Here is a 20,879-nt window from a genome sequence, read left to right on the forward strand (position 1 = left end):
CGCCAGGTCCGGATCGGTGAGGGAGAAGAGGTCGTCGGTCATTCGGGGCTCCCGGGCGCGGTGACGGGCAGGGGGTTCCTCCTCGGGGTGGTCATGGCTGACCTTGATTCTCGTTGGTGAGCAAGGGGTTCCAGAGCCGGCGTGCCAGTTCGCCGAAACGGGTGGGTTCGGAGTCGACGCCGGGGAGCGCCGATGCGGCGGCCTCGGTCAGCTGGTCGAAGCGCGGCGACCGGCCGAGGATGTGACGGAAGTAGCGGTCGGTGTGTTCGCCGAAGCGATCGTCGAAGTCCTGTCCGGCGGCGTGCAGGGCGTCCTCGGCGGAGGCACCGGCGAGGCGGCGTTCGGCGTAGGTGGCCGAGGCCGAGGGGGCGATGGGCAGGGGTTCGGACAGGCCCTCGTCCCGCAGCAGCACCAGGTCGCGCAGGATGCCGCGGGCCAGGGGCGCGGTGGGCGAGGTGAGGGTGGACTGCCAGGCGGGGCGATGGTGTTTGCCACGCCCGATGGTGATGGCGCGCCACGACTGGTGGGTGCCCGTCGCGGCCAGCGCGAGCAGGCGAATCCAGGCCGCCATCCGGTGTTTCGGAGCCAGCCGCGAGAACGTGGTGCGCAGCAGCGCGTCGTCGTGGACGTCCGGGACGGTACCGGTGAGGCGGCGGCCGTCACCCAGATCCACGGCGATATCGACGGTGCGGGCGGGGATCTCGTGCAGCGGCCGGGCCACCCGCACCAGCTGGTCGACGGTGCCCTCGACCTCGTCGAGCACGGCCGCGCCCATGGTGAACGGCGGCAGGGTGCCGCGCCGCCATTCGGCCGCGCGCAGCACGTTCGGGTCCACGCCGGTCAGGCGCGCGGACAGCATGCGCTCGCCCATGTTCCATTTGGTCAGGCCGTCGAGCTCGATGGGGAGGCGGTCGGCGATCTCCTCCTCGTCCTCCGGCACCCGGATCCCCAAGCGCTGCCACAGGAATGCCCGCACCGGATGCTCGGCGAAGGCCACCAGATCGGCCAGCTCCACATCGCCGCGTTCACGCGCGGGCAGCGGCGTACCCAGGAACAACGGCCGCGGCTGCGGCGAGCGCCCCGCGGCCAGCGCGCCCGCCAGTGCCACGGTGTCGAAACTGAACGGCTGCTCGGGCCGGAAGTTGCGACGATCGAAGGGCTGCAACGGATGTCGCGTCACCACCTGCTCCAGGGCGGCCGCGCCGACATGCGCGCGCACCGTGTCGAGCAGCTCGGCCAGCGGAATCGCGGGCGGGCGGTGCGCACCCGACACCGGATCGGATCCGGTGTGCAGCAGGACGAGTCGCTCCCCGGCGGCCATGATGGCGTCCAGCAGCAGCTGCCGGTCCTCGCTGCGCGGATCCCGATCCCCGGGGCAGCGGTGCCGGGCCAGCGCGTCGTCGCCGTCCACACCGCCCGCGCGGGGGAACACCTCGTCGTCGAGACCGAGCAGCACCACCACCCGGTGCGGCACCGACCGCATCGGCACCATGGTGCACACCGTCAGCTCGCCGGTACGGAAGTTGGCGCGCGAGGGCCGCCCGGCCAGCCGGGCGGTCAGCAGCGCCCCGATATCGCTGAGCCGCAAGGGAATCCCGCTCGCGGGCTCGAGCGCAGTCGCCAGTTCCCGGCGCGCCTGCACCCCCATCCAGCCCTGGCTCGCGGGCATCTCGGTGAGCAGGTCCAGCGACCGGCCCAGCACCGCCGCCCACTCGGCCGCGGGCCGCGCGGTGCCCGCCGGTTCCTCCAGCGTGGACCCGCGCAGATCGCGCAGGCACACCGCCAGCCGGTCCACGAATTCGGCGAACCGACCGGCCAGATCGATGTCATTGCTGTCCACATCGTCCAGCGGCAGCACCAGATCCAGCCAGTCCTCACTGGATTCCCCGGCCGCCACCCCGAGCAGAATGCGATCCACCGCCGCATTGAGCGTGTTCTGCGCGAAGTCCCCGAGCCCGAACGCCTGCCGCTGCCGCTGCCCGATCCCCCAGCGCGCCCCGGTCTCGGCGGCCCATTCCCGCAGCCGCTCGATATCGTCGTCGTCGAAGCCGCAGCGCACCCGAACCGGTTCGGCCGCACACAGATCCAGCACCTCGGTCACGGTGACGCGCCCGTCGGCCAGCTCCAGCAGCGTGCCGACCACATCCAGCACCGGATTGACCGCCCGCTGCGCGCGATCGGCGAGCCGCACCCGCAGCCCGTGCGCCGGATGCCCGGGCTCGGCCCCGTCGAGGGACCACTGCCCGAAGGCCGCGCGCACCAGCGGCGCGTAACGCTCCACATCCGGGCACATGACGATGACGTCGCGCGGCTCCAGCGTCGGGTCGGCGGCGAACAGTCCGAGCAGCGCGTCGCGCAGCACCTCCACCTGCCGTGCCGGCCCGTGGCAGGAGTGCACCGCGATGGTCCCGTCGGCCAGGTTCGGCTCCGGCATGAGCGACCACCGGTCCTGCCGCACCGCGGCCTGCAACTCCGACAGCAGCGTGCGGGGCGCGGCCGTCTCCGGGCGCGGGTGATAGGTGTCGATGTGGTCGTACCCGGACAGCCGCTGCTGCAGCTCCCGCACATCCCGGCCCAGCGCCGCCAGCAGCGGATGCCGCACGCGCACACCGGGACTCGGGATCACCTCGGCATCGGCGAGCTTGGTCCACAGCACGGGGCTGGGATGCACCAGCCACAGATGCACCTGCCGCCCCGCCGACAGCGCCGACAGCACCTCCAGCTGATCGGTGGTCAGCCGGGTCACGCCGAACAGCGAAATCCGTTCCGGCAGCGACACGATGGACGGCTCCACCCGCAGCCGCGCGCACGCCGCGCCCAGGCGCTCGGCGGGACTCGCCACCCCGACCACGCTGCGCAGCCGCCGCCACAGCAGTGGCTGCCACACCAGATCCGTGGGCAGCGCCCGGCCCGCGCCGTCGGTGTCGCGGCCGTCGGCCCACTCGGTGATCATGGCCGGGCGCTGGGCGGCATAGCTGTCGAACAGCGACGCGATCCGCGCGGCCGTCGCGTACCGGCGGCCGACCCGATGGCCGCCCGCGTCCCCGTGCCCGAGATGGCGCGCGAGTACCGCGGCCCACGGCTCGGTCAGCACCCCGTCCAGCACCGGCAGCAGAGTCCACACCAGCCGCTCCGGCGACCACGGATCCTGCTCCGGATCCACTCCCGTCGCCTCCGCCAGCGCCGCCGCCACCAGGGCGGCCGGATCCGCGAAGTCGATATTGGCCGAAATACCGTCATTCGCCGCGCCACTGCCGAGCACCGTGGCCAGCCGCTGATTCAGCCAGCGCTCGATCCCCTTGGCGGGAACCGCCACCACCTCCGGGGTGAACGGATCGCCGAGCGGATCAGCGAGCAGCTCGGCCAGCGCGTCGGCGAGCGTGTCCGCTCGTTCGGCCCGGTGAATGTGCACGAGCTGTGTTTATACAGTCGGCGAACGACATGCAAACACCGAGCGCCCCGGCTCGCCGGGTGACACCTGCCACATGCCCAGGATTTGCTAGGGCGCGTCACCCCGAAATTCGAGTGTGGTATGCGACAGTGCCTTTCGGGGAGGTTCGAAGTTCTCAGGAAAGGCTGGTCCGCGTCGATGTCTGCGTCGGTGATTCCGCTCGTGCCCAGAACCGGGTTCACCGTTCGGCGGGTGGGAGACCGCTGGGAACTCGTCAACTCCCGGCATTACGGACGCGGCGTGGTGCTGCAGTCGTGGCCGCGGGAGCGGCACACCGAGGCATTCGAGCACTGCTACCGCCTCAATGGGCGCAGCATCGAAGAGCTACAAGCGGCTTTCCACTGACTCGCGCGAAAGTCCGTGCAACAGTGTCGATTCGATAACACACACACCGATTCACCTCAAGACGTGCGTATCGGGCATGGTCCCCTCTATTGTGTTCCCTCGTGCGTTCCCCCAAGGCCCGGCGCGTGGCCTCCTCCGCTTGTGTTCTCGCTGCCGCGGCCCTTATTCCGGCCGCCCCCGCCTTCGTCCCCCTGGCCGGTGCCGCACCGGTGCACACCCAGGGTCCGATCGCGGGATTCGACGCCGATATGAGCAGCCGCATCGCGGCCGTCGACAATTACCTCGGTACCCGCCCCGGCGTCACCGGCTACGTGATGCGTGACCGCGTCACCGGCGGCATTTATCGGAACGGCAACGCGGACACCAACTTCTGGACCGCCTCCACCATCAAGCTGGCAATCGCCGAGGATCTGCTGAACCGCGCCCGGATCGGCGCCATCCAGCTCGGACCCGACGACCGCGCGCTGATGGAGTCCATGCTGGCAACCTCCAACGACAATGCCGCCGACATCCTGTGGAACAAGTACGCCGGCATCGACCGCATGTCGTTCAACAACGCCTTCCGCGCCAACGGCATGACCGGACTGGTCCCCATGCCGCCCACCACCTCGATCGAGCAGGTCAAGCTGTTCCCCGACTGGGGTTTCCAGCAGTGCTCCCCGGCCGACCTGGACCGGCTGATGGACAACGTTCTCACCCGCATGCACCCGGACGACCGCGCCTACCTGCTCGACCGCATGCGTCACGTGGACACCAACCAGCACTGGGGCGTGTGGGGCGCGGGCGCGGCCATGAACCCGGGCCTGAAGAACGGCTGGTCCGACGAGCAGGGTGGCTGGGTGGTCAATTCGGTCGGCTTCGCGGGCCCGGGTGAGCGCTACACCCTCGCCATCATGACCGAGCAGGGCGATCAGGGCGGTTACGCCGACGGCTCCGAAACCACCACGCACGTGGCGCAATTGCTGTTCCAGGGGCGCTGACACCGAACCTGCGCGCGGGCGGTTCCGGCACGGCCGGGGCCGCCCGCGGCGCACTTCGGGGCAATCCTCGCTGGACGACCACCCATATTGTAGTTTCAAGGTTGTTGTCTAAAAGGTCTGTTTTCGGTCGATCCTGATTGGTCCGCGCTACTCACACTGCATTACCGTTACGGGTGAGTTGTCGTACTTTCCCCGTCTGGCGAGGAGCAGGAACTAGATGAACGCCGAGAAATCCGTCGCACAGCGTCATCGCGTGGTGGTGATCGGGTCCGGGTTCGGTGGACTGTTCGCCTGCAAGCAGCTGCGCAAGGCCGACGTCGACATCACCCTCATCTCGAAGACCTCCACGCACCTGTTCCAGCCGCTGCTGTACCAGGTCGCCACCGGCATCCTCTCCACCGGCGAGATCGCCCCCGCCACCCGCATCGTGCTGCGTCAGCAGCAGAACGCGCGCGTCGTGATGGGCGAGGTCACCGACATCGACGTCGAGAACGGCACCGTCACCTCGCGCCTGCTCAACCAGGACTACGTCACCCCGTTCGACAGTCTCATCGTGGCCACCGGCGCGCAGCAGTCCTACTTCGGCAACGACCACTTCGCCACCTACGCGCCCGGCATGAAGACCATCGACGACGCCCTCGAACTGCGCGCGCGCATCCTGGGCTCCTTCGAAGAGGCCGAGCTCGCCACCGATCCCGAAGTCCGCGACCGCTTCATGACCTTCGTGGTGGTCGGCGCCGGGCCCACCGGCGTCGAACTGGCCGGGCAGATCGCCGAACTCGCCGACCGCACCCTGGAAGGCTCCTTCCGCAATATCGACACCCGCGACGCGCGCGTCATCCTCGTCGAGGGCGCGGGCGCGGTGCTCGCCCCGATGGGCCCCAAGCTCGGCGGCAAGGCGCAGCAGCGGCTGGAGAAGATGGGCGTGGAGATCCAGCTCAACGCCATGGTCACCAATGTCGACGCGCGCGGCGTCACCATCAAGGAGCAGGACGGCTCCGAGCGGCGCATCGAATCCGCCTGCAAGGTGTGGTCGGCCGGCGTGCAGGCCAGCGGTCTGGGCAAGATCCTCGCCGACCGCTCCAAGGGCACCGAGGTGGACCGGGCCGGGCGCGTCATCGTCGAACCCGACCTCACCATCAAGGGCTACCCGAACGTCTTCGTGGTCGGCGACCTGATGTCGGTGCCGGGCGTGCCCGGGCAGGCGCAGGGCGCCATCCAGGGTGGCACCTACGCCGCGAAGGCCATCAAGGCCGAGGTCGCGGGCAAGCAGACGGTGGCCGACCGCAAGCCCTTCAAGTACTTCGACAAGGGCTCCATGGCCACGGTGTCGCGATTCAGCGCGGTGTGCCAGGTGGGCAAGCTGGAGTTCAGCGGCTTCTTCGCGTGGCTGGCCTGGCTGGGCCTGCACCTGTGGTACCTGGTCGGCTTCCGCAGCCGTTTCGTCACCGTGCTCGAATGGTTCGTCTCCTTCCTGGGCCGCCACCGCGGTCAGATGGCCGCCACCGAGCAGTGGGTGTTCGCGCGGCTGGCGCTCGAGGCGCTCGACGATCCAGCCGAGGCGCGTCAGCTCGCCAAACAGATCGGCGGCGAAAGTTCTTCCGGTAACGGCAAATCCGCGGCGAATGCGGAAGCGGAGAAGTCTTCGCAACAGCGCGCGGGCTGACAGCAAGCCCGACCCGATGGGGGCGCCGGTGGTGGCGGGCCGCGGGCGCCGACTACCTGGCCCTGGCCACCCTCGGCGCTCCGGCCGAGCAGTCGGCGAGCGGGAATCGACGACTCCGCACCCGTCGGCGGAGCCGTCGCGAACGAGTCGCCGCTCAGGAGTGAGTGCAGATGCACTGAGGCCGGAATCCCCGAACTGGATTCCGGCCTCTTTCATGGCTTTTCACGAGCACAGTGGCTAATTTTCAGTTATGGCAATGATTTCCGGTTGTCCACTTTGTCACCAATCCAGGCGACCGGTGGGTTCGAATGCCGAGCGTCGATGTACCCCTAGATGTTCTGCCTGAACAGAAAGGTTCTGCATGGCCGCAGGTAAGCACCGACCACTCAACCCGCACCGGAACAAGGTCGGCAATGTGGTTGCGGCAGGGGCGGTTCCACTAATACCGGCGATCGTCGGATCGGGCACCGCAAACGCGGCACCGGCCGAGGTCGCTCCGATGACACAGCAGGACGGCGCGCCCAGGGCGCAGTGGCCGGCCGCCGCCGTAGTCGGCGCGGCCGCCAATGCGTTCAACGCGTTCAATGCTCAACCCCGCGTCGTCGGCGACTGACCCTCGCCGCCGAGCAGCTCGATCGAGCACCGCTGTGCTCGCGGTGGGAACCGGCGGTGAGGGCCGGTTCCCGCCGGCCCCGCCAGCCCACCGCGCCGATCCGGGCCACGTCCTCGGTCAGTAGGGAATGGGTTTGTTCGCCTCGGCCCAGCCACGCTCGATATGGCTGCCGGGCGGGGGCGGGAACAGTCCACCGATCATCCAGGTGTCCCGGGGTACCTCGTTGATATTGAATTCGAGATGCAGCCCCCGATCGAGGGTGTACGGGGCCATGAGATCGTGCAGACGCTCGCTCATGTGCTTGCGCAGATCGGGGTCCTCGAGTTGGCGCGCCAGATGGTCGATGGTGATCCGCACCGCGGGGATCGATACCCCGCCGACATAGAAAGAGTCGGCCGGGACCTCGTGGAAGAGCGCCACCGCGTAGAACTCCGGCAGCCCGAAGCGCGCGTAGTACGCCGTGATGTCCTTGGCGAAATTCTGTTTGTCCTCGGCCGTGAGGGTGTCGGCGGGGTGATAGATGTGCCACAGCGGCATGATGAACTCCCTTGGAAGAGACGGATTTTCAGCGACCGAACGACAGCACGAGGCCCTCGACCGGGCCGGACAGCGCGGCCTTCACCTGCCTGGTGAAGTCGTCCACGAGCACCTCGGTCGACCCCTGCTCCAGCCCGTCGGCGACCGCCGCCGCCACCTCGGCCGGACTGATCTTCGGCGCCGCGATGGCCTTCACCATGTCGGTGTCGGCGAACGCGAGATGCACACCGACCACCTGCGTACCCTGCCCCGCCAATTCGATCCGCAGGGAATTGGTGATCGACCACAGCGCGGCCTTCGACGCGCCGTACGCGGCCGCCCCCGAACTCCAGGACAGCACCGAGTGGATATCCACCAGCGCCCCGCCACCGTTCGCGGCGAGGATCGGCGCGAAGGCCCGCGCGATCCGCAGCGGCCCGAAGACATTCGTCTCGAACGTCTCCACCACATCCGCCATCTCGGTCTGCAACAGCGGAGCCGGCCGCAACACCCCCGCATTGTTCACCACGATGCTCACATCCCCGGCCCGCTCCGCGACCGCGGCAATCGAATCCGGATCGGTGACCTCCAGCTCGACCGGCACGATCCGCGGATCGTCACTCGACTCCGGCTTCCGCGCGCTCACGTACACCTTGGCCGCACCCCGGTCCAGAAACTCCCGGGCAAACGCACGGCCCAGCCCACGCTGCCCGCCCGTCACCAGAACATTCGCACCCTCGATTGTCGTCATATCTACCTCCTGATTCACTGACGGCCCCATCTGACTATATCTAACTATAGCTACCTTGGGCGAGTAAATACAGGTCGCGGATCTGCCGTCGTCGCGATGGGCATCGATCTCGCCGAGGCCGCTGCGAAACCCACCTGGTCTCGCCATCTCGGGCCCGAGCCGGGAAGTAGCGACGCCGTCGCCGGTCAGCCACCCCGCGCAGCGCGATGATCGGGGGCCCGAATCTGTTGCGGCGCAATCCCGGCGACAAGATCAGGGAGCTCCCGGAGTGGGACAGGGCAGAATTCCGCAGTGACGGCTCCCTGATCTTGATCGTCCAAGTCCGGTGAGCGCGTGGCGCTTTCGCGGTCCTACAACCCGGAATGACCGTGACTTCCTGTCACACCCCTGTTCTAGCGTCGTGGAGGTGGAGACGACACCGCGGTTCCGCGCTGCTCATCGGGCGGCGCTGGACCACACGCTGGAGCTGATCGCCGAATCACCGTGGGGCCGTGGGCTGGTGCTGCGCGGGAGTATCACCATGGCCGCGTGGGTCGGCGACAAGGCGAGGCCGCCGGCCGATCTGGACTGGATCGTGCCCGACCCGACCGATGTCGCCTTCACCGATCCGGCCGACCCGTTTCCCTATGTCGAGGACATGTCCTGGGTACAGCACTGGCCCGAGGCCGCGTTCGGAGCGGTGACCGGCGAGATGTGGGAGGACGAGCAGTTCGAGTCGTTCGGGCTATGCCCGATCCTGCCGCCGGAGGGCCTGCACTGGGTGGATCCGGACGACTACAGCGAGAACCACACCTGGACTCCCCTGCTGGACAACCTGGTCGAGACGATCCGGCAGCGACCGGCGACCCCGGCAGGTGTGGTCCTGAGCGCCGACGGTATCGACGACACTTCGGACGGGAGCTATGCCCTCGACTACAACGACACCCCCGGCCTCAGGGTCCGGGTGCCCTGGTACACGACCGGCCCCGACGCGATGACGGGCTCGGTCCAAGTGGATTTCGCCGCCGACCAATCCCTCCCCGACTCCCCAGTCTGGACCCTCGTGCCACGCGGCGACGGCAGCGCGCCCACCCCCTGCGTCACGGCGAGCCCGGAATTGTCGCTGGCATGGAAACTCCTGTGGCTGTTCGCCGAATCCACCAGAACCTCGGAGTACGTCGACATCCGCGACGGCGGCGCGGGCAAGGATCTCTACGACGCCGTGCTCCTGGCGGAGTCCCCGCGCATCCACCTACCCCGGCCGCTGCTGCGCAGAGCCCTCGGCGCAGCAGCCGACGATTTCGAAGCCGACGACATCCTCACCTGGAACGTCCACTGGGACACGTTCCGGCAGAACCATCCGGACGTCACCGGCAGCCTGCGCGAATGGCTCGAACGACTGGTCCGAGCGCTCACCCGAGCCGGGCATAGATCTCCTCGAGAGAGGAACTCCGGGTCAGCGGGTCAGCAGGCGACCCGTCCGGGTGAACAGGGTGCCGCCTGCGGCGAGGGGTAGGAGTGCTGCGTCCAGGCCGGTGGTGTCGGCCGGGCGGTCGTCAGGGTAGGTGAGCACACTCTCCAGTGCGCGCGGGGCCGAGAGGGCGTCGTCGGTGATGGTGTCCGCGCCGAGTTCGAGGCGGTGCCGCAGGAGTGGGGTGGCGCCGATGTCGGCGGTGAGCTCGCCGCTCCAGAAGCCGTGGTCCTCGCCGGTGCGGCCGATCTGGATGCGTTCCCGAAGGCGCAGGCGCGCACCCTCTTCCAGGCGGATGGTGGTGAAGGTGTCGTGCTCGGCGCCGCCCGCGACCACCGTCGGCTCGGGATCGACATCGAGTTCGCCGCCGGCGGCCACGTCGAACCGCCAGTGCGCCACGGACTTCCGGGTCTCGCGCCCGGGCAGCGCGATGGTGGCGGCCACCGACCGGACCGTCAACCGCGCGCCCGCACCCACCGACACGACGATGTCCAGCACGTCGCCGCCGAGCGGGGTGGCGGCGGTGCCGATGATATGCACCGTGTCCGCACCGGTGTGCCGCGCCGCCAGGCCGCCGATCGCGTGGATGTGCGGCAGCGTCCCGGCGGTCGCGGTGATGCGGAGCTCAGTGCGAATGGGCACTGCCCGCCGCCGCGTCCTGTTCGGTGGCCACGCGCAGCTGTTCGCGCACCCAGGCCAGGACCGGCGTCGCGGCCGGGTCCTCGGTGAGGGAGGTGAACACGAACGGCCGGCCTTCGCGCACCTTGGTCGAATCCCGGTCCATGACAGCCAGATCCGCGCCGACCATGGGGGCCAAATCGGTCTTGTTGATAACCAGCAGATCCGACCAGGTCACGCCAGGTCCGCCCTTGCGCGGTACCTTGTCGCCACCGGCCACGTCGACCACGAAGATCTGCGCGTCGATCAGGCCGGAGGAAAACGTGGCGGTCAAATTGTCGCCGCCCGACTCGACCAGGATCAGATCCAGCGGCGGGTTCGCCTCGATCAGGTCGTCGATGGCGTCCAGGTTCGCGGTGATGTCGTCGCGGATCGCGGTGTGCGGGCAGCCGCCGGTCTGGACCGCCGTGATCCGCTCGTCGGGCAGCACCGCGTGCCGGCGCAGGAAGTCCGCGTCCTCGGTGGTGTAGATGTCATTGGTCAGCACGGCCAGCGACAGCTCGTCCCGGAGCTGCCGGCACAGGGCCGCGGTCAGCGCGGTCTTCCCGGACCCGACGGGCCCGCCGATCCCGATCCGCAGCGGCTCCCCCGGCGTCCGCTCCCGCTTGGGCCGGTCGTGGCTGTGGTCGTGCGGTTCCCCGTCGATGAGGTGAGGTGGCATGTGCGGCTCCTTTCACCCCCATCCTTGCCCAGCCACGTAAACCGGTTGTTACCAACCCGGTGACCGGCTAGGACGCGAACAGCGGCATGTCCCGCCGCAGGTGCCGCTCGGCGAGCACGTCCTGCAGCGGGTCGGAGAGCGCGGCAAGCGATTTCGCCGCCTGCCGCGCGGTGGCGTCGCACAGCTCGGCGAGCCGGACGGTGCAGGCGGCGACCGCGGCGGGATCGAGGGCCAGCAGTCGCTGCGCGGCCGTCGCGGCCCCGGTCATGGTGGTGTAGACGGTGACGGCGGCGATGTCCTCGGGCGCGGCGTCGCACACCGTACCGACCACCCCGAATACCGTGGACAGATGCGGTCGAGCACCGAGCGCCCGCCAATCGGCGTGCGGCCAGACCTGTTTTGCCAGCCGCAGCAGCCCGCGCCCCTGGGCCCGCGACGCCGCCCGAGCCGCCGGCGACGGCGTCCGAGCGTCGGCCTCGAGTTCGGCGCGCCCCGGTTCGAGGGTCCCCGCGCAGACGGCGGCGGCCAGTGAGGCCGCCACCAGCCCGGAGGTGCGGATGCGCCGCCGCAGGTAGAGCTCGACGCTCGCGACATCGCGCAGCAGACCGGAGGCGACTGCCTCCTCGACCCCGCCCGAATGCACGTGCCCGCCGATCGGCAGCCGGGAATCGGCGAGGGTGAGGAGGGTGGCCAGGCTCATCGCCGTACGTCCGGATATCGCATGGCCCGATCCTAGGCCGCGCCCGGCCGCGGCCCCTCGGTTAGGTGAGCAGGCAGGGCATCGAGGCCGAGATGCTCTTCAGGGCGCAGGTGAAGGAATTGAGCGCGCCCGCGGAACCGGTCTCGGGGACCAGCCCGGCGACGGGGTTCACCGCGGCCGGTTCGGGGGCGGCGGGTTGCAGCGACAGCGGGGCGGCCAGGGCCGGGGCCGCGCCGAGTCCGGAGCCGATGGCCGCGATCGCACAGGCTTTCAGCACAACGGTTTTCATGAATCGTCCTCTCTCACAGCAAGCTCACAGGAAGCGGAACGCAGCGAGACTAACCCGAAGGCCGTGAGTGTGAAGGCAATTCGTTTCAAATCGCGAGGTGAATTCAGCGCCGCAGGCGGCGGAGCCCGCGCCAGGGAACTTGACCTGAACCAATCTTCAGGTTGCAGGCTTGGGGGCACGTTCATTGCCGAGACCAGGAGTTGCTGTGCGCGCCATCCGTCTTCATGAGTTCGGACCTGCCGAGAATCTGCGGTACGAGACGGTCCCGGACCCCGAGCCCGGTCCCGGCCAGGTCCGGATCGCGGTCCGCGCGGCGGGGGTGCATCTGCTGGATACCGCACTGCGGCAGGGCTTCTCGGGATCGCCGACGCCGATCCCGGAACTGCCGACCACCCCCGGACGGGAAGTGGCGGGGACGGTGGACCGGGTCGGTTCCGGAGTGGACGACAGCTGGCTCGGCCGCGCGGTCGTCGCCCACATCGGGCAGATGCCGGGCGGATACGCGGAACTCACCGTCACCGAAGCCGAACGGCTGCACGCGATTCCGGACGGTGTCGATGTCGGGGCCGCGGTCGCCATGATCGGCACCGGACGCACCACGCTCGGGATTCTCGGCTTCGCCGAGGTCAGCGCCGAGACCGTGGCCATCGTGCCGTCCGCGGCCGGTGGCATCGGCACCCTGCTGGTGCAGTACCTGGCCGCAGCGGGCGCGACCGTCATCGGACTCGCGGGCGGCAAGGCGAAGGCCGATCAGGTCTACGAGAACGGCGCGGATCTGGCGCTGGACTACCTGGACCCGGCATGGCCGGACGCGGTGCGCGCCCGCTACGGCGACCGTCCGGCCACCCTGCTGTTCGACGGTGTCGGCGGCGAGATCGCCCGCACCGCGGTCGATCTGCTCGGCGCCGGCGGCGTGCGACTGGTGTTCGGCTGGTCCGGCGGACAGATCGACCTCGACGAGCAGGCCCTCGCCGCACGCGGCATCACCTCGCAGGTCGTGCTCGGCCCGCCCATGCTGGAACGCGCGGGCGGCTTGCGCGCCTTGGAAACTCGCGCGCTGGCCGAGGCCGCGACCGGCCGTCTGCGCCCGGCCGTCCAGTCCTTCCCACTCGCGCAAGCCGCCGCCGCGCACCGGGCCCTCGAATCCCGCGAGACGACCGGAAAAGTGGTGCTACTTCCCTGACCGGCGCCCCATGCCGCGCTCCATGAACCGTTGCGCGGCCCCGCGCCGCAGATCCGAGAACGCCTGCACCGGACCGGTCCACCAGGGCGAGATCTCCAGCGGCCGCGCCACCACGGCGTGGCAGATGAGATCGGCCGCCTCGTCGGCGCTGAGCCCGGGCACGCCGGAGAAATCGGTGGGCGCGCTCATGCGGGTGTGTACCAGCGGCATGTACACCGAGGTGGTGGTGACACCGTCGGCGGCGATCTCCGTCGCCACGGTGCGCAACCAGATGTCGAAGGCGCCCTTGGACGCACCGTAGGCCGACCACCGCGGCGCGGGCGGCATGCGCAGTCCCCAGGTGGAGATGTTGACGATGTGCCCGCGCCGGTGCTCGCGCATGCTCGGCAGCAGGGTGAGCAGCAACCGGACGGGTCCGAGGTAGTTGACGTCGATGGTGCGGGTGAAATCGTGGAACCGGTCATAGGATTCGTCGATCGGGCGGCGAATCGACCGGCCCGCGTTGTTGATCATCACGTCGACCCGGCCGTGCTCGGCCAGCACCCGCTGCCCCAGGGCCTCGACGGCATCGAATTCGGTGATGTCCGACTGGTAGACGTGCGCCGTCCCGCCCGCTTCCCGGATCTCGGCGGCCACCCGTTCGAGGTCCGCCAGCGACCGCGCCACCAGCAGCACCGTCGCGCCCGCGGCCGCCAGTTTCCGCGCGGCCGCCTTGCCGATGCCGTGCGAGGCGCCGGTCACCAGGATGACCTCGCCGGACACGGCCTCGCGCAGCGCTTTCTCACGCGGCCGGGAGGTCGGATAGAAGAGTCTGGTCGCCACGCGTTCCGCCAACGGACGTCCGTTCGACCCGGCCGGTCGCGCACTGTTCGGAGCGTCTTGCTCAGCCACGTTTCCGAGCCTAACCGTCGGACCGGTATGTGATCGGGAACTGAGTGGAAATACCCTGGGCGCAGCCCGCTTTCCGGCACCAGGATGGGAGGCGGTCTACGGGGGGAAGGAATCCGTCATGTCGCATCGAGCGCCGGAAGAGCCGACGCCGGAACACGTCTCGATCCCGGGTTGGATCGCACGCGGCATCGTGCTGGTGCTGTTCGTTCCACCGCGGCTGGTGTGGGAGGCGCTCAGGCGGATACCGCGACTGATCGCCGCGGCATTCAGGCTGTTCGACGAGCATCTGGCGCGACCGCTGGCGATCTTGTTCCGGGACTGGGTCTTCCGCCCGCTGCGCAATTTCGTGCGCAACTATCTCTGGCACCTGCTGATCCAGCAGCTGCTGTTCGGCATGGTCCTCACCCCGATCGGGGCATTCCTGCTCGCCTATGTCCTGCGCCCGATCCAGCGCGCCATCGAGGAGTGGCTGTGGCGGCGGGTCCTGAAGCCGGGCATCCCGTGGATCTTCCGCACCGTGGTGAGACCGATCGCCGAGGCTATCGGGTGGACGCTGGCCATGGCGTGGAAGTGGCTGGTCGCCGTCCCGATCTCGGCCCTGTGGCGGCGAATCCTGCGGCCCGGCGGCCACTGGCTGCTGGTCACGGTGCTCGAACCGCTCGTCACCTGGTTGATCGTGTGGCCCGCGGAGCACCTGTGGCGATGGGTGCTGCGTCCTCTGGTCTACGCCGTGGTCGTGACGGTCCTGTTCGGCTGGCGGGTGGCCACCACCGTCGTCCACATCACGGTGGTGGCCCCCTGCCGCTGGTTCCACCGCACTGTCCTGCAACCACTCTTCGCGGCCGTCGCCCGCGCCTGGCGTGCCCTCGCGAGCCCGGTGCGCTGGGCGTATCAGCGGGTGGTCATGCCCTGGCGCGCCCGCATCACCGAGGTGTGGACCACCCTGTTCGGCTAGTGCGCGGAACCGGCCGGCACCGCGGCGCTGGTCGCGGGGGCGCCGGACTTGGCGAAGAACACCACCACCGCCATCGCGGCCAGCAGCACCGCACCGGTCGTGGTCGCCACGTGCATACCGGTCACGAAGGATTCCCGCGCCGATTCGACCAGGGCGGCATTGTCACCGGCCTGGTCGACGGTCTCGCCCAGCGTCGGCCCGAAGTTCCCGCCGGAGCGGAACACCAGGGCCGCCAGGGATCCCAGCAGCGCCAGGCCCAGCCCGTTGCCGAGTTCGAAGCTGGTCTCGGAGATGCCGACCGCCGACCCGGCCCGCTCGGCCGGGACCGACGACACCGCCACCTCCGACACCAGCGTGAACGCGATGCCGAAGCCCGCGCCCGCGACCACGGAACCGGCGATGTACCAGCCGATCCCGCCGTCCACACCGACCCCGAGCAGCATGAGATTGCCCAGGGACGCCATGCTCAGCGCCAGCACGAAGGTGGTCTTGGTGCCGAGCCTGCGCCCGATCCGCGCGCCGCTCATCGAGAACACGAACACCACCACGGCCCCCGGAATCCCGAGCAGCGCCGACTGCAGTGCGTCGCGGCCGGTCACCGACTGCAGGTACACGCTGGTCAGGTAGCTCATGCCGGCCAGCGCCAGCATGCCGACCGTGCTGGACCCGATGGCCACCGAGAACAGCCCGCGCCGGAACAGGCTCAGATCCAGCAGGGGTTCGGCCAGCGTCCGCTGCCGCCGGATGAACGCGGTCAGCAGTAGCACGCCGAGGATCCCGATGCCGACGGCCGGCAGGTCGAATCCCTCGGCCGCGCAATGCTTGACGGCGTACACGAGCGGCAGGATGCCACCGATGGACAGCAGCACGCTCACCCAGTCCAGGCGCCCGCGCCCGGCCTCGCGGTGCTCGGGCAGCAGCAGCGGACCGAACATCAGCAGCACCAGCAGCACCGGCGTATTGATGAGGAACACCGAGCCCCACCAGAAGTGGTGCAGCAGGATGCCGCCGATGATGGGCCCGACCGCCGACCCGCCCGCGAAGAACGCGGTCCAGACGCCGATGGCGGTGGCCCGTGCCCGATCGTTCGGGAACAGTGTCGAGATCAGGGCCAGGCTGGACGGCAGCAGTGTCGCGCCGCCGATGCCCATGAGCGCCCGCGCCGCGATGAGCACGTCCGCGCTGGGTGCGAAAGCGGCCAGCGCCGACGCGATTCCGAAAACCGTGGCACCGGCGAGCAGAATATTGCGGCGCCCGATGCGGTCGCCCAGATTGCCCATGGTGATGAGCAGTCCCGCGATCATGAAGCCGTAGATGTCGAGGATCCAGAGCTGCTGTGTCGCGGACGGATCCAGGCTCTGGGTGAGGGTCGGCATGGCCAGGTAGAGCACCGACATGTCCATCGACACCAGCAGCACCGGCAGCAGCAGAACCGCCAGGCCCGCCCAGGCGCGGCGCGGCGTCTTCACGTCGGGACGCGCGAGGGTACTCGTCATGACCTATCCTTCGGGCTGATTTCGGGCTTGCAAGAAAATGCGCGCGTACGTTGTACGCACGAGCGCGAGTACAGTGTACGCAACCCCTGCGCGGAAGGGAACAATTCGTCCGATGACCGAGGCCAAGCTCACCCGGGCCGCCATCGTCGACACCGCCATCACCCTGGCCGACGAGTCCGGACTGGATTCCCTGTCCATGCGCCGCATCGCCGATCGGATGAACTCCGGCGCCATGTCGCTGTACCGGCACATCCCCAACAAGGACACCCTGCTGGCGGCCATGACCGATGAGGTCTCGCGGCGCAACCCCTACCCGCCGGCCGAGGGCCAGGGCTGGACCTGGCGGGACCGGGTGCGGATCGCGGCCGAGGTGGATTGGCGTCTCTACCAGGAACATCCGTGGGTGCTGTTCACCTTCGCGGTGCCGCGCTACAACTTCGGCGAGCACAGCCTGGTGGTGCTGAGCTGGCTGGTCGAGGGCTTCGCCGAGCTCGGCGTCGACACCCGCGAGGCGACCCGTATGTCACTGTCGGTGTGGAGCTACATCGCCGGGGTCGCTCTACAGGAGGTCAGCGCCCGGCTGCTGCAGGGCCGCGACAGCAGCGCCGACGAACGCTCCGGGCTCACCGCCCTGCTCGACGGCGACCCGCGCTGGCCCATCCCGCCCCCGCTCGCCGATCTCGTCGGCACGGGCGACACCGCCCTGCTGAATCCGGAGCATCTGCTCGACACCGGTCTCACCGCACTGTGCGACGGCTTCGAGGCCCGCGCCACTCACTGATCCGCCCGGAATCACCATCATGGGCACCACCGAATCCCGTTGTCCGGCATCGCCTGCACTCTTGCATTGACTGCAATATTGCGGACGATGCAGTTCTGCGGCTTCTGCGTGCAGACGGCGACGGCGTCTTGTGCCCCTGTTCGATCACTCGTAGACTCGAACACTCTCTTTCGAGTTCCCAGGCAAGGCCATCCGGGTCGCAGGCCGTGATATCCAGCGGGACCCCGGCGCCGGCCACATGCTTTTGCCGTCGACCTGATTCGGCATCCGTTCCGTCCATCGATCGGTGGTCGATGTGTACCGAACTCGGAACCGCGCCCTAGCCCATCCGGCGCCCACCCAGGCTTGGCGGAGATGGCCACCGTCGTGACCGCCGCGGCGATGTTCGTCGGTACCAACATCGACAATGCGGTCGTGTTGACGGTGCTCAACGTCACCTCGCGCAGCACGGGAATCCCGCGGCGGTGGCAGATCTGGGCCGGGCAGTTCCTCGGCGTCGGGCTGATCGTGGCGGTGTCCGGGCTGGCGGCGCTGGGACTCTGCGCCGTCCCGGTGGAGTGGATCGGACTGCTCGGCGTGGTCCCGCTGAGCCTGGGGATCGGGATGCTGGTCCGGGCCCGTCGACGCTGCGACCGCACACCGCCCGCGGCCGGCACCGGGCTGTGGTCGGTGGTGGGACTGACCGTCGCCAACGGCGGGGACAATATCTCCGTCTACACTCCGGCCTTTCGCATCATGGGGACGGCGGACGCGCTGCTCACCGTCATGGTGTTCGCCATCCTCACCGCCGCCTGGTGTTCGGCCGGCATGGTGCTGATAGCCCATCGCCGGCCGGCCGAAATCCTGCGGCGCTACAGCCGTTGGATGATGCCGGTCGTGCTGATCGTGCTCGGGCTCTACATCATCGACCGTTCGGGCCTCGTGTTCGGCCAACTGCTGCTATGAGTCCATTCCGGTCGGTACTCTTCTATCGGAACGAGAGGCCGGTGAGCAGCGAGAGTTCCGGACACCGAGTCCAGGAATGGCATGGTCACCGACGCGTCGATGAACTCCCAGCGGTATCGCCGGAGCTGGGTATCACTCCCAACGATTCTCCTTTTCCCGAGGTGAATGATGGCCAGGAAGTTCGAAGGACATGTCGCCCTGGATATCCGTGACTCGGTCGCCGACTGGGGCCCGTACGCGGAGCCGACCGCGAAGCAGGGCGCGCCCAACGTGCTGTATCTCGTGTGGGACGACATCGGAATCGCTACCTGGGACTGCTACGGCGGTCTGGTCGATATGCCGAATATGAAGCGGATCGCCGATCGCGGCGTGCAGTTCACGCAGTTCCACACCACCGCACTGTGTTCGCCCACGCGTGCCTCGCTGCTGACCGGGCGAAACGCGTCATCGGTCGGCATGGCGACGATCGAAGAATTCAGCGATGGATTCCCGAGCCTGTCGGGGCGCATACCCGCCGACACCGCGTTGTGTTCGGAGGTGCTCGCCGAGCGCGGGTGGAACACCTACGCCGTCGGCAAATGGCACATGACGCCGCTCGAGGAGGAGAATCTCGCGGCGTCGAAGCGGCATTGGCCGCTGGGGCGCGGGTTCGAGCGGTTCTACGGCTTCCTGGGCGGCGAGGCCGACCAGTGGTATCCGAATCTGGTGTACGACAATCACCCGATCTCGCAGCCCTATCCGCCGGAGGACGGGTATCACCTGTCGAAGGATCTGGCCGACAAGTCGATCGAGTTCATTCGCGACGCAAAGGTGATCGCCCCCGACAAACCCTGGTTCATGTACCTGTGCCCGGGATGCGGGCATGCGCCGCACCACGTCGCGCACGAGTGGGCCGACAAATACCGCGGCCGGTTCGACATGGGCTACGAGAAGTATCGCGAGATAGTGCTGGAGAACCAGAAGCGCATGGGCCTGGTGCCGGAGAACACCGAGCTGTCGCCCATGAACCCGTACCTGAACGTCACCAGCGCCGATGGCAAGCCGTGGCCGGCGCAGGACACGGTACGGGCATGGGATTCGCTGTCCGACAACGAGAAACGGCTGTTCGCCCGGCAGGCGGAGGTGTTCGCCGGATTCCTGTCGTACACGGACGCCCAGATCGGCCGGTTGCTGGACTATCTCGAGGAGAGCGGCCAGCTCGACAACACCATCATCGTGGCCTTCTCGGACAACGGCGCCAGCGGTGAGGGCGGTCCGAACGGTTCGGTCAACGAGATGAAGTTCTTCAACGGCTACATCGACACGATCGAGGACAGTCTGGCCAAGCTCGACGAGCTGGGTTTGCCGACCACCTACAACCACTACAGCATCGGGTGGGCGATGGCCTTCAACACCCCGTACAAGCTGTACAAGCGGTATGCCTCGCACGAAGGTGGCATCGCCGATCCATGCGTGATGTCGTGGCCGGCCGGCATCCCGGCCCGTGGTGAGATCCGCCACCAGTACCTCAACGTCTGCGACATCACCCCCACCGTCTACGAACTGCTCGGCATCACACCGCCGGACACGGTGAAGAACGTGGAGCAGCGACCCTTGGAGGGGGTCAGCTTCCGGGCCCTCTTCGAAGACGCCGGCGCCGATATCGGCAAGCACACCCAGTTCTATTCGATGCTCGGCACGCGCGGCATCTGGCATCGCGGGTGGTTCGCCGACACCATTCACGCGGCATGCCCGTCGGGCTGGGGACATTTCGACAAGGACCGCTGGGAACTGTTCCATCTCGAACAGGACCGCAGCCAGATGCACGACCTGGCCGAGGTCCATCCCGAGAAGCTGGAGGAACTGAAGGCACTGTGGTTCTCGGAGGCCGAGAAATACAACGGGATGCCGCTCAACGATCTCGACATCGTCTCCGCGATGGTGCGCTATCGCCCGACCTACGCCAAGGGCCTGGACCGGGCCGTCTACTACCCGGACAGCGCGGAGGTCGGACCGGGCGCGGCGCTCGAGATTCTGGGACGCTCGTTCGCACTGCTGGCCGAGACGACGATCACCAGCCCGGACGCGGAGGGAGTGCTGTTCGCCCACGGTGGGCGGCTCGGCGGGCACGCCTTGTTCGTCCAGGACGGTCGCCTGTGCTACATCTACAACTTCCTCGGCGAGGAGGAGCAGGCCATCGTCTCCGACCGCCGGGTACCGCTCGGCGATCACATCCTCGGGGTGCGGTACGAACGGCACGGCACCCGGCCCGACCACTTCACGCCCACGGGTGAGGCCGTCCTCTACATCGATGAGAACCCCGTGGGTTCACTCGACGACATGCGGATCCAGCCGACCGTGTTCTCCGGTGTCGGGGAGGGCGTCCGGGTCGGCCGGGACACCGGCCAGTCCGTGACGGCGCGGTACCGGTCACCGTTCCCGTTCACCGGGGGGACTATGCACCAGGTCATCGAGGACGTGAGCGGAAAGCCGTACCAGGATCTGGAAATGGCAGCGGCCGCGGCCTTTTCGCGCGATTGAGGCGAGCG

General features: G+C 68.7%; 18 protein-coding genes. 9 read left to right on the forward strand and 9 right to left on the reverse strand.

The genetic code is table 11. The features are described 5' to 3' along the window. Window positions 1-91 precede the first annotated feature (91 nt). Entirely contained in the window at window positions 92-3,412 is a 3,321-nt protein-coding gene (recC, locus tag ACWEQQ_RS17655; protein ID WP_452348912.1) for an exodeoxyribonuclease V subunit gamma, read from the reverse strand. A 231-nt stretch (window positions 3,413-3,643) separates the two neighbouring features. On the opposite strand from recC, the gene ACWEQQ_RS17660 reads away from it, so the two are divergent. The 3 genes from ACWEQQ_RS17660 to ACWEQQ_RS17670 all read left to right on the forward strand — a co-directional run bounded on the left by ACWEQQ_RS17660 (window position 3,644) and on the right by ACWEQQ_RS17670 (window position 6,442). Beyond that, on the forward strand, window positions 3,644-3,796 hold the full coding sequence (locus ACWEQQ_RS17660) for a hypothetical protein (protein ID WP_326361853.1): 153 nt from the start codon (window positions 3,644-3,646) through the stop codon (window positions 3,794-3,796). A gap of 89 nt (window positions 3,797-3,885) precedes the next feature. Beyond that, window positions 3,886-4,776: a tat pathway signal sequence gene (locus tag ACWEQQ_RS17665; protein ID WP_452348913.1), complete on the forward strand. Its 891-nt coding sequence runs from the start codon at window positions 3,886-3,888 to the stop codon at window positions 4,774-4,776. Between the two features lie 217 nt (window positions 4,777-4,993). Beyond that, entirely contained in the window at window positions 4,994-6,442 is a 1,449-nt protein-coding gene (locus tag ACWEQQ_RS17670) for an NAD(P)/FAD-dependent oxidoreductase (protein WP_379386127.1), read from the forward strand. Between the two features lie 730 nt (window positions 6,443-7,172). Here ACWEQQ_RS17670 and ACWEQQ_RS17675 read toward each other — a convergent pair. Both ACWEQQ_RS17675 and ACWEQQ_RS17680 read right to left on the reverse strand, forming a co-directional pair. Continuing rightward, window positions 7,173-7,592, reverse strand: a complete 420-nt coding sequence (locus ACWEQQ_RS17675; protein WP_452348914.1) for a tautomerase family protein — start codon at window positions 7,590-7,592, stop codon at window positions 7,173-7,175. Between the two features lie 28 nt (window positions 7,593-7,620). Beyond that, window positions 7,621-8,322, reverse strand: coding sequence for an SDR family oxidoreductase (locus ACWEQQ_RS17680; RefSeq protein WP_452342101.1), 702 nt, complete (start codon window positions 8,320-8,322; stop codon window positions 7,621-7,623). Window positions 8,323-8,728: 406 nt separating this feature from the next. Between ACWEQQ_RS17680 and ACWEQQ_RS17685 the strand changes: the two genes are divergently transcribed. Continuing rightward, a complete protein-coding gene (locus ACWEQQ_RS17685; RefSeq protein WP_452348915.1) occupies window positions 8,729-9,817 on the forward strand; it encodes a nucleotidyl transferase AbiEii/AbiGii toxin family protein in 1,089 nt (362 codons plus the stop codon). On the opposite strand, the gene ACWEQQ_RS17690 is transcribed toward ACWEQQ_RS17685, so the two are convergent. From ACWEQQ_RS17690 to ACWEQQ_RS17705, 4 genes are all read right to left on the reverse strand, one after another. After that, window positions 9,758-10,408 (reverse strand): urease accessory protein UreD, encoded by a 651-nt coding sequence (locus tag ACWEQQ_RS17690; RefSeq protein WP_452349012.1) that lies wholly within the window; start codon window positions 10,406-10,408, stop codon window positions 9,758-9,760. The genes ACWEQQ_RS17685 and ACWEQQ_RS17690 overlap by 60 nt on opposite strands. After that, on the reverse strand, window positions 10,398-11,111 hold the full coding sequence (gene ureG / locus ACWEQQ_RS17695) for an urease accessory protein UreG (protein ID WP_452342099.1): 714 nt from the start codon (window positions 11,109-11,111) through the stop codon (window positions 10,398-10,400). The genes ACWEQQ_RS17690 and ureG overlap by 11 nt, the downstream gene beginning before the upstream one ends. A 67-nt stretch (window positions 11,112-11,178) precedes the next feature. After that, window positions 11,179-11,811, reverse strand: a complete 633-nt coding sequence (locus ACWEQQ_RS17700) for an urease accessory protein UreF (protein WP_452348916.1) — start codon at window positions 11,809-11,811, stop codon at window positions 11,179-11,181. 61 nt (window positions 11,812-11,872) lie between these two features. Then, window positions 11,873-12,100 (reverse strand): hypothetical protein, encoded by a 228-nt coding sequence (locus ACWEQQ_RS17705; protein ID WP_452342097.1) that lies wholly within the window; start codon window positions 12,098-12,100, stop codon window positions 11,873-11,875. Window positions 12,101-12,305: 205 nt separating this feature from the next. Between ACWEQQ_RS17705 and ACWEQQ_RS17710 the strand changes: the two genes are divergently transcribed. Then, window positions 12,306-13,283 carry a zinc-binding dehydrogenase gene (locus ACWEQQ_RS17710; protein ID WP_452348917.1) on the forward strand — a complete coding sequence of 326 codons (978 nt, stop codon included), beginning with the start codon at window positions 12,306-12,308 and terminating at the stop codon, window positions 13,281-13,283. Here ACWEQQ_RS17710 and ACWEQQ_RS17715 read toward each other — a convergent pair. Continuing rightward, window positions 13,272-14,174: an SDR family NAD(P)-dependent oxidoreductase gene (locus tag ACWEQQ_RS17715; protein WP_452348918.1), complete on the reverse strand. Its 903-nt coding sequence runs from the start codon at window positions 14,172-14,174 to the stop codon at window positions 13,272-13,274. The genes ACWEQQ_RS17710 and ACWEQQ_RS17715 overlap by 12 nt on opposite strands. 118 nt (window positions 14,175-14,292) lie before the next feature. On the opposite strand from ACWEQQ_RS17715, the gene ACWEQQ_RS17720 reads away from it, so the two are divergent. Further along, window positions 14,293-15,129 (forward strand): hypothetical protein, encoded by an 837-nt coding sequence (locus tag ACWEQQ_RS17720; RefSeq protein WP_452348919.1) that lies wholly within the window; start codon window positions 14,293-14,295, stop codon window positions 15,127-15,129. Here the strand turns inward: ACWEQQ_RS17720 and ACWEQQ_RS17725 are convergent. After that, complete coding sequence (locus tag ACWEQQ_RS17725) at window positions 15,126-16,625, reverse strand: MFS transporter (RefSeq protein ID WP_452348920.1); 1,500 nt, start codon at window positions 16,623-16,625, stop codon at window positions 15,126-15,128. The two genes, ACWEQQ_RS17720 and ACWEQQ_RS17725, sit on opposite strands and share 4 nt — an antisense overlap. Before the next feature lie 112 nt (window positions 16,626-16,737). Here ACWEQQ_RS17725 and ACWEQQ_RS17730 point away from each other — a divergent pair, with 112 nt between their 5' ends. The 3 genes from ACWEQQ_RS17730 (at window position 16,738) to ACWEQQ_RS17740 (ending at window position 20,871) form a co-directional block, all read left to right on the forward strand. Continuing rightward, window positions 16,738-17,406, forward strand: a complete 669-nt coding sequence (locus tag ACWEQQ_RS17730) for a TetR/AcrR family transcriptional regulator (protein WP_452348921.1) — start codon at window positions 16,738-16,740, stop codon at window positions 17,404-17,406. 354 nt (window positions 17,407-17,760) lie between these two features. Further along, window positions 17,761-18,351 (forward strand): cadmium resistance transporter, encoded by a 591-nt coding sequence (locus ACWEQQ_RS17735; protein WP_452348922.1) that lies wholly within the window; start codon window positions 17,761-17,763, stop codon window positions 18,349-18,351. 168 nt (window positions 18,352-18,519) lie between these two features. Next, the gene (locus tag ACWEQQ_RS17740; RefSeq protein WP_452348923.1) at window positions 18,520-20,871 is read left to right on the forward strand and encodes an arylsulfatase; all 2,352 of its coding nucleotides are present in this window, start codon (window positions 18,520-18,522) and stop codon (window positions 20,869-20,871) included. Window positions 20,872-20,879: the final 8 nt, after the last annotated feature.

This window comes from Nocardia sp. NPDC004123 (assembly GCF_053603795.1).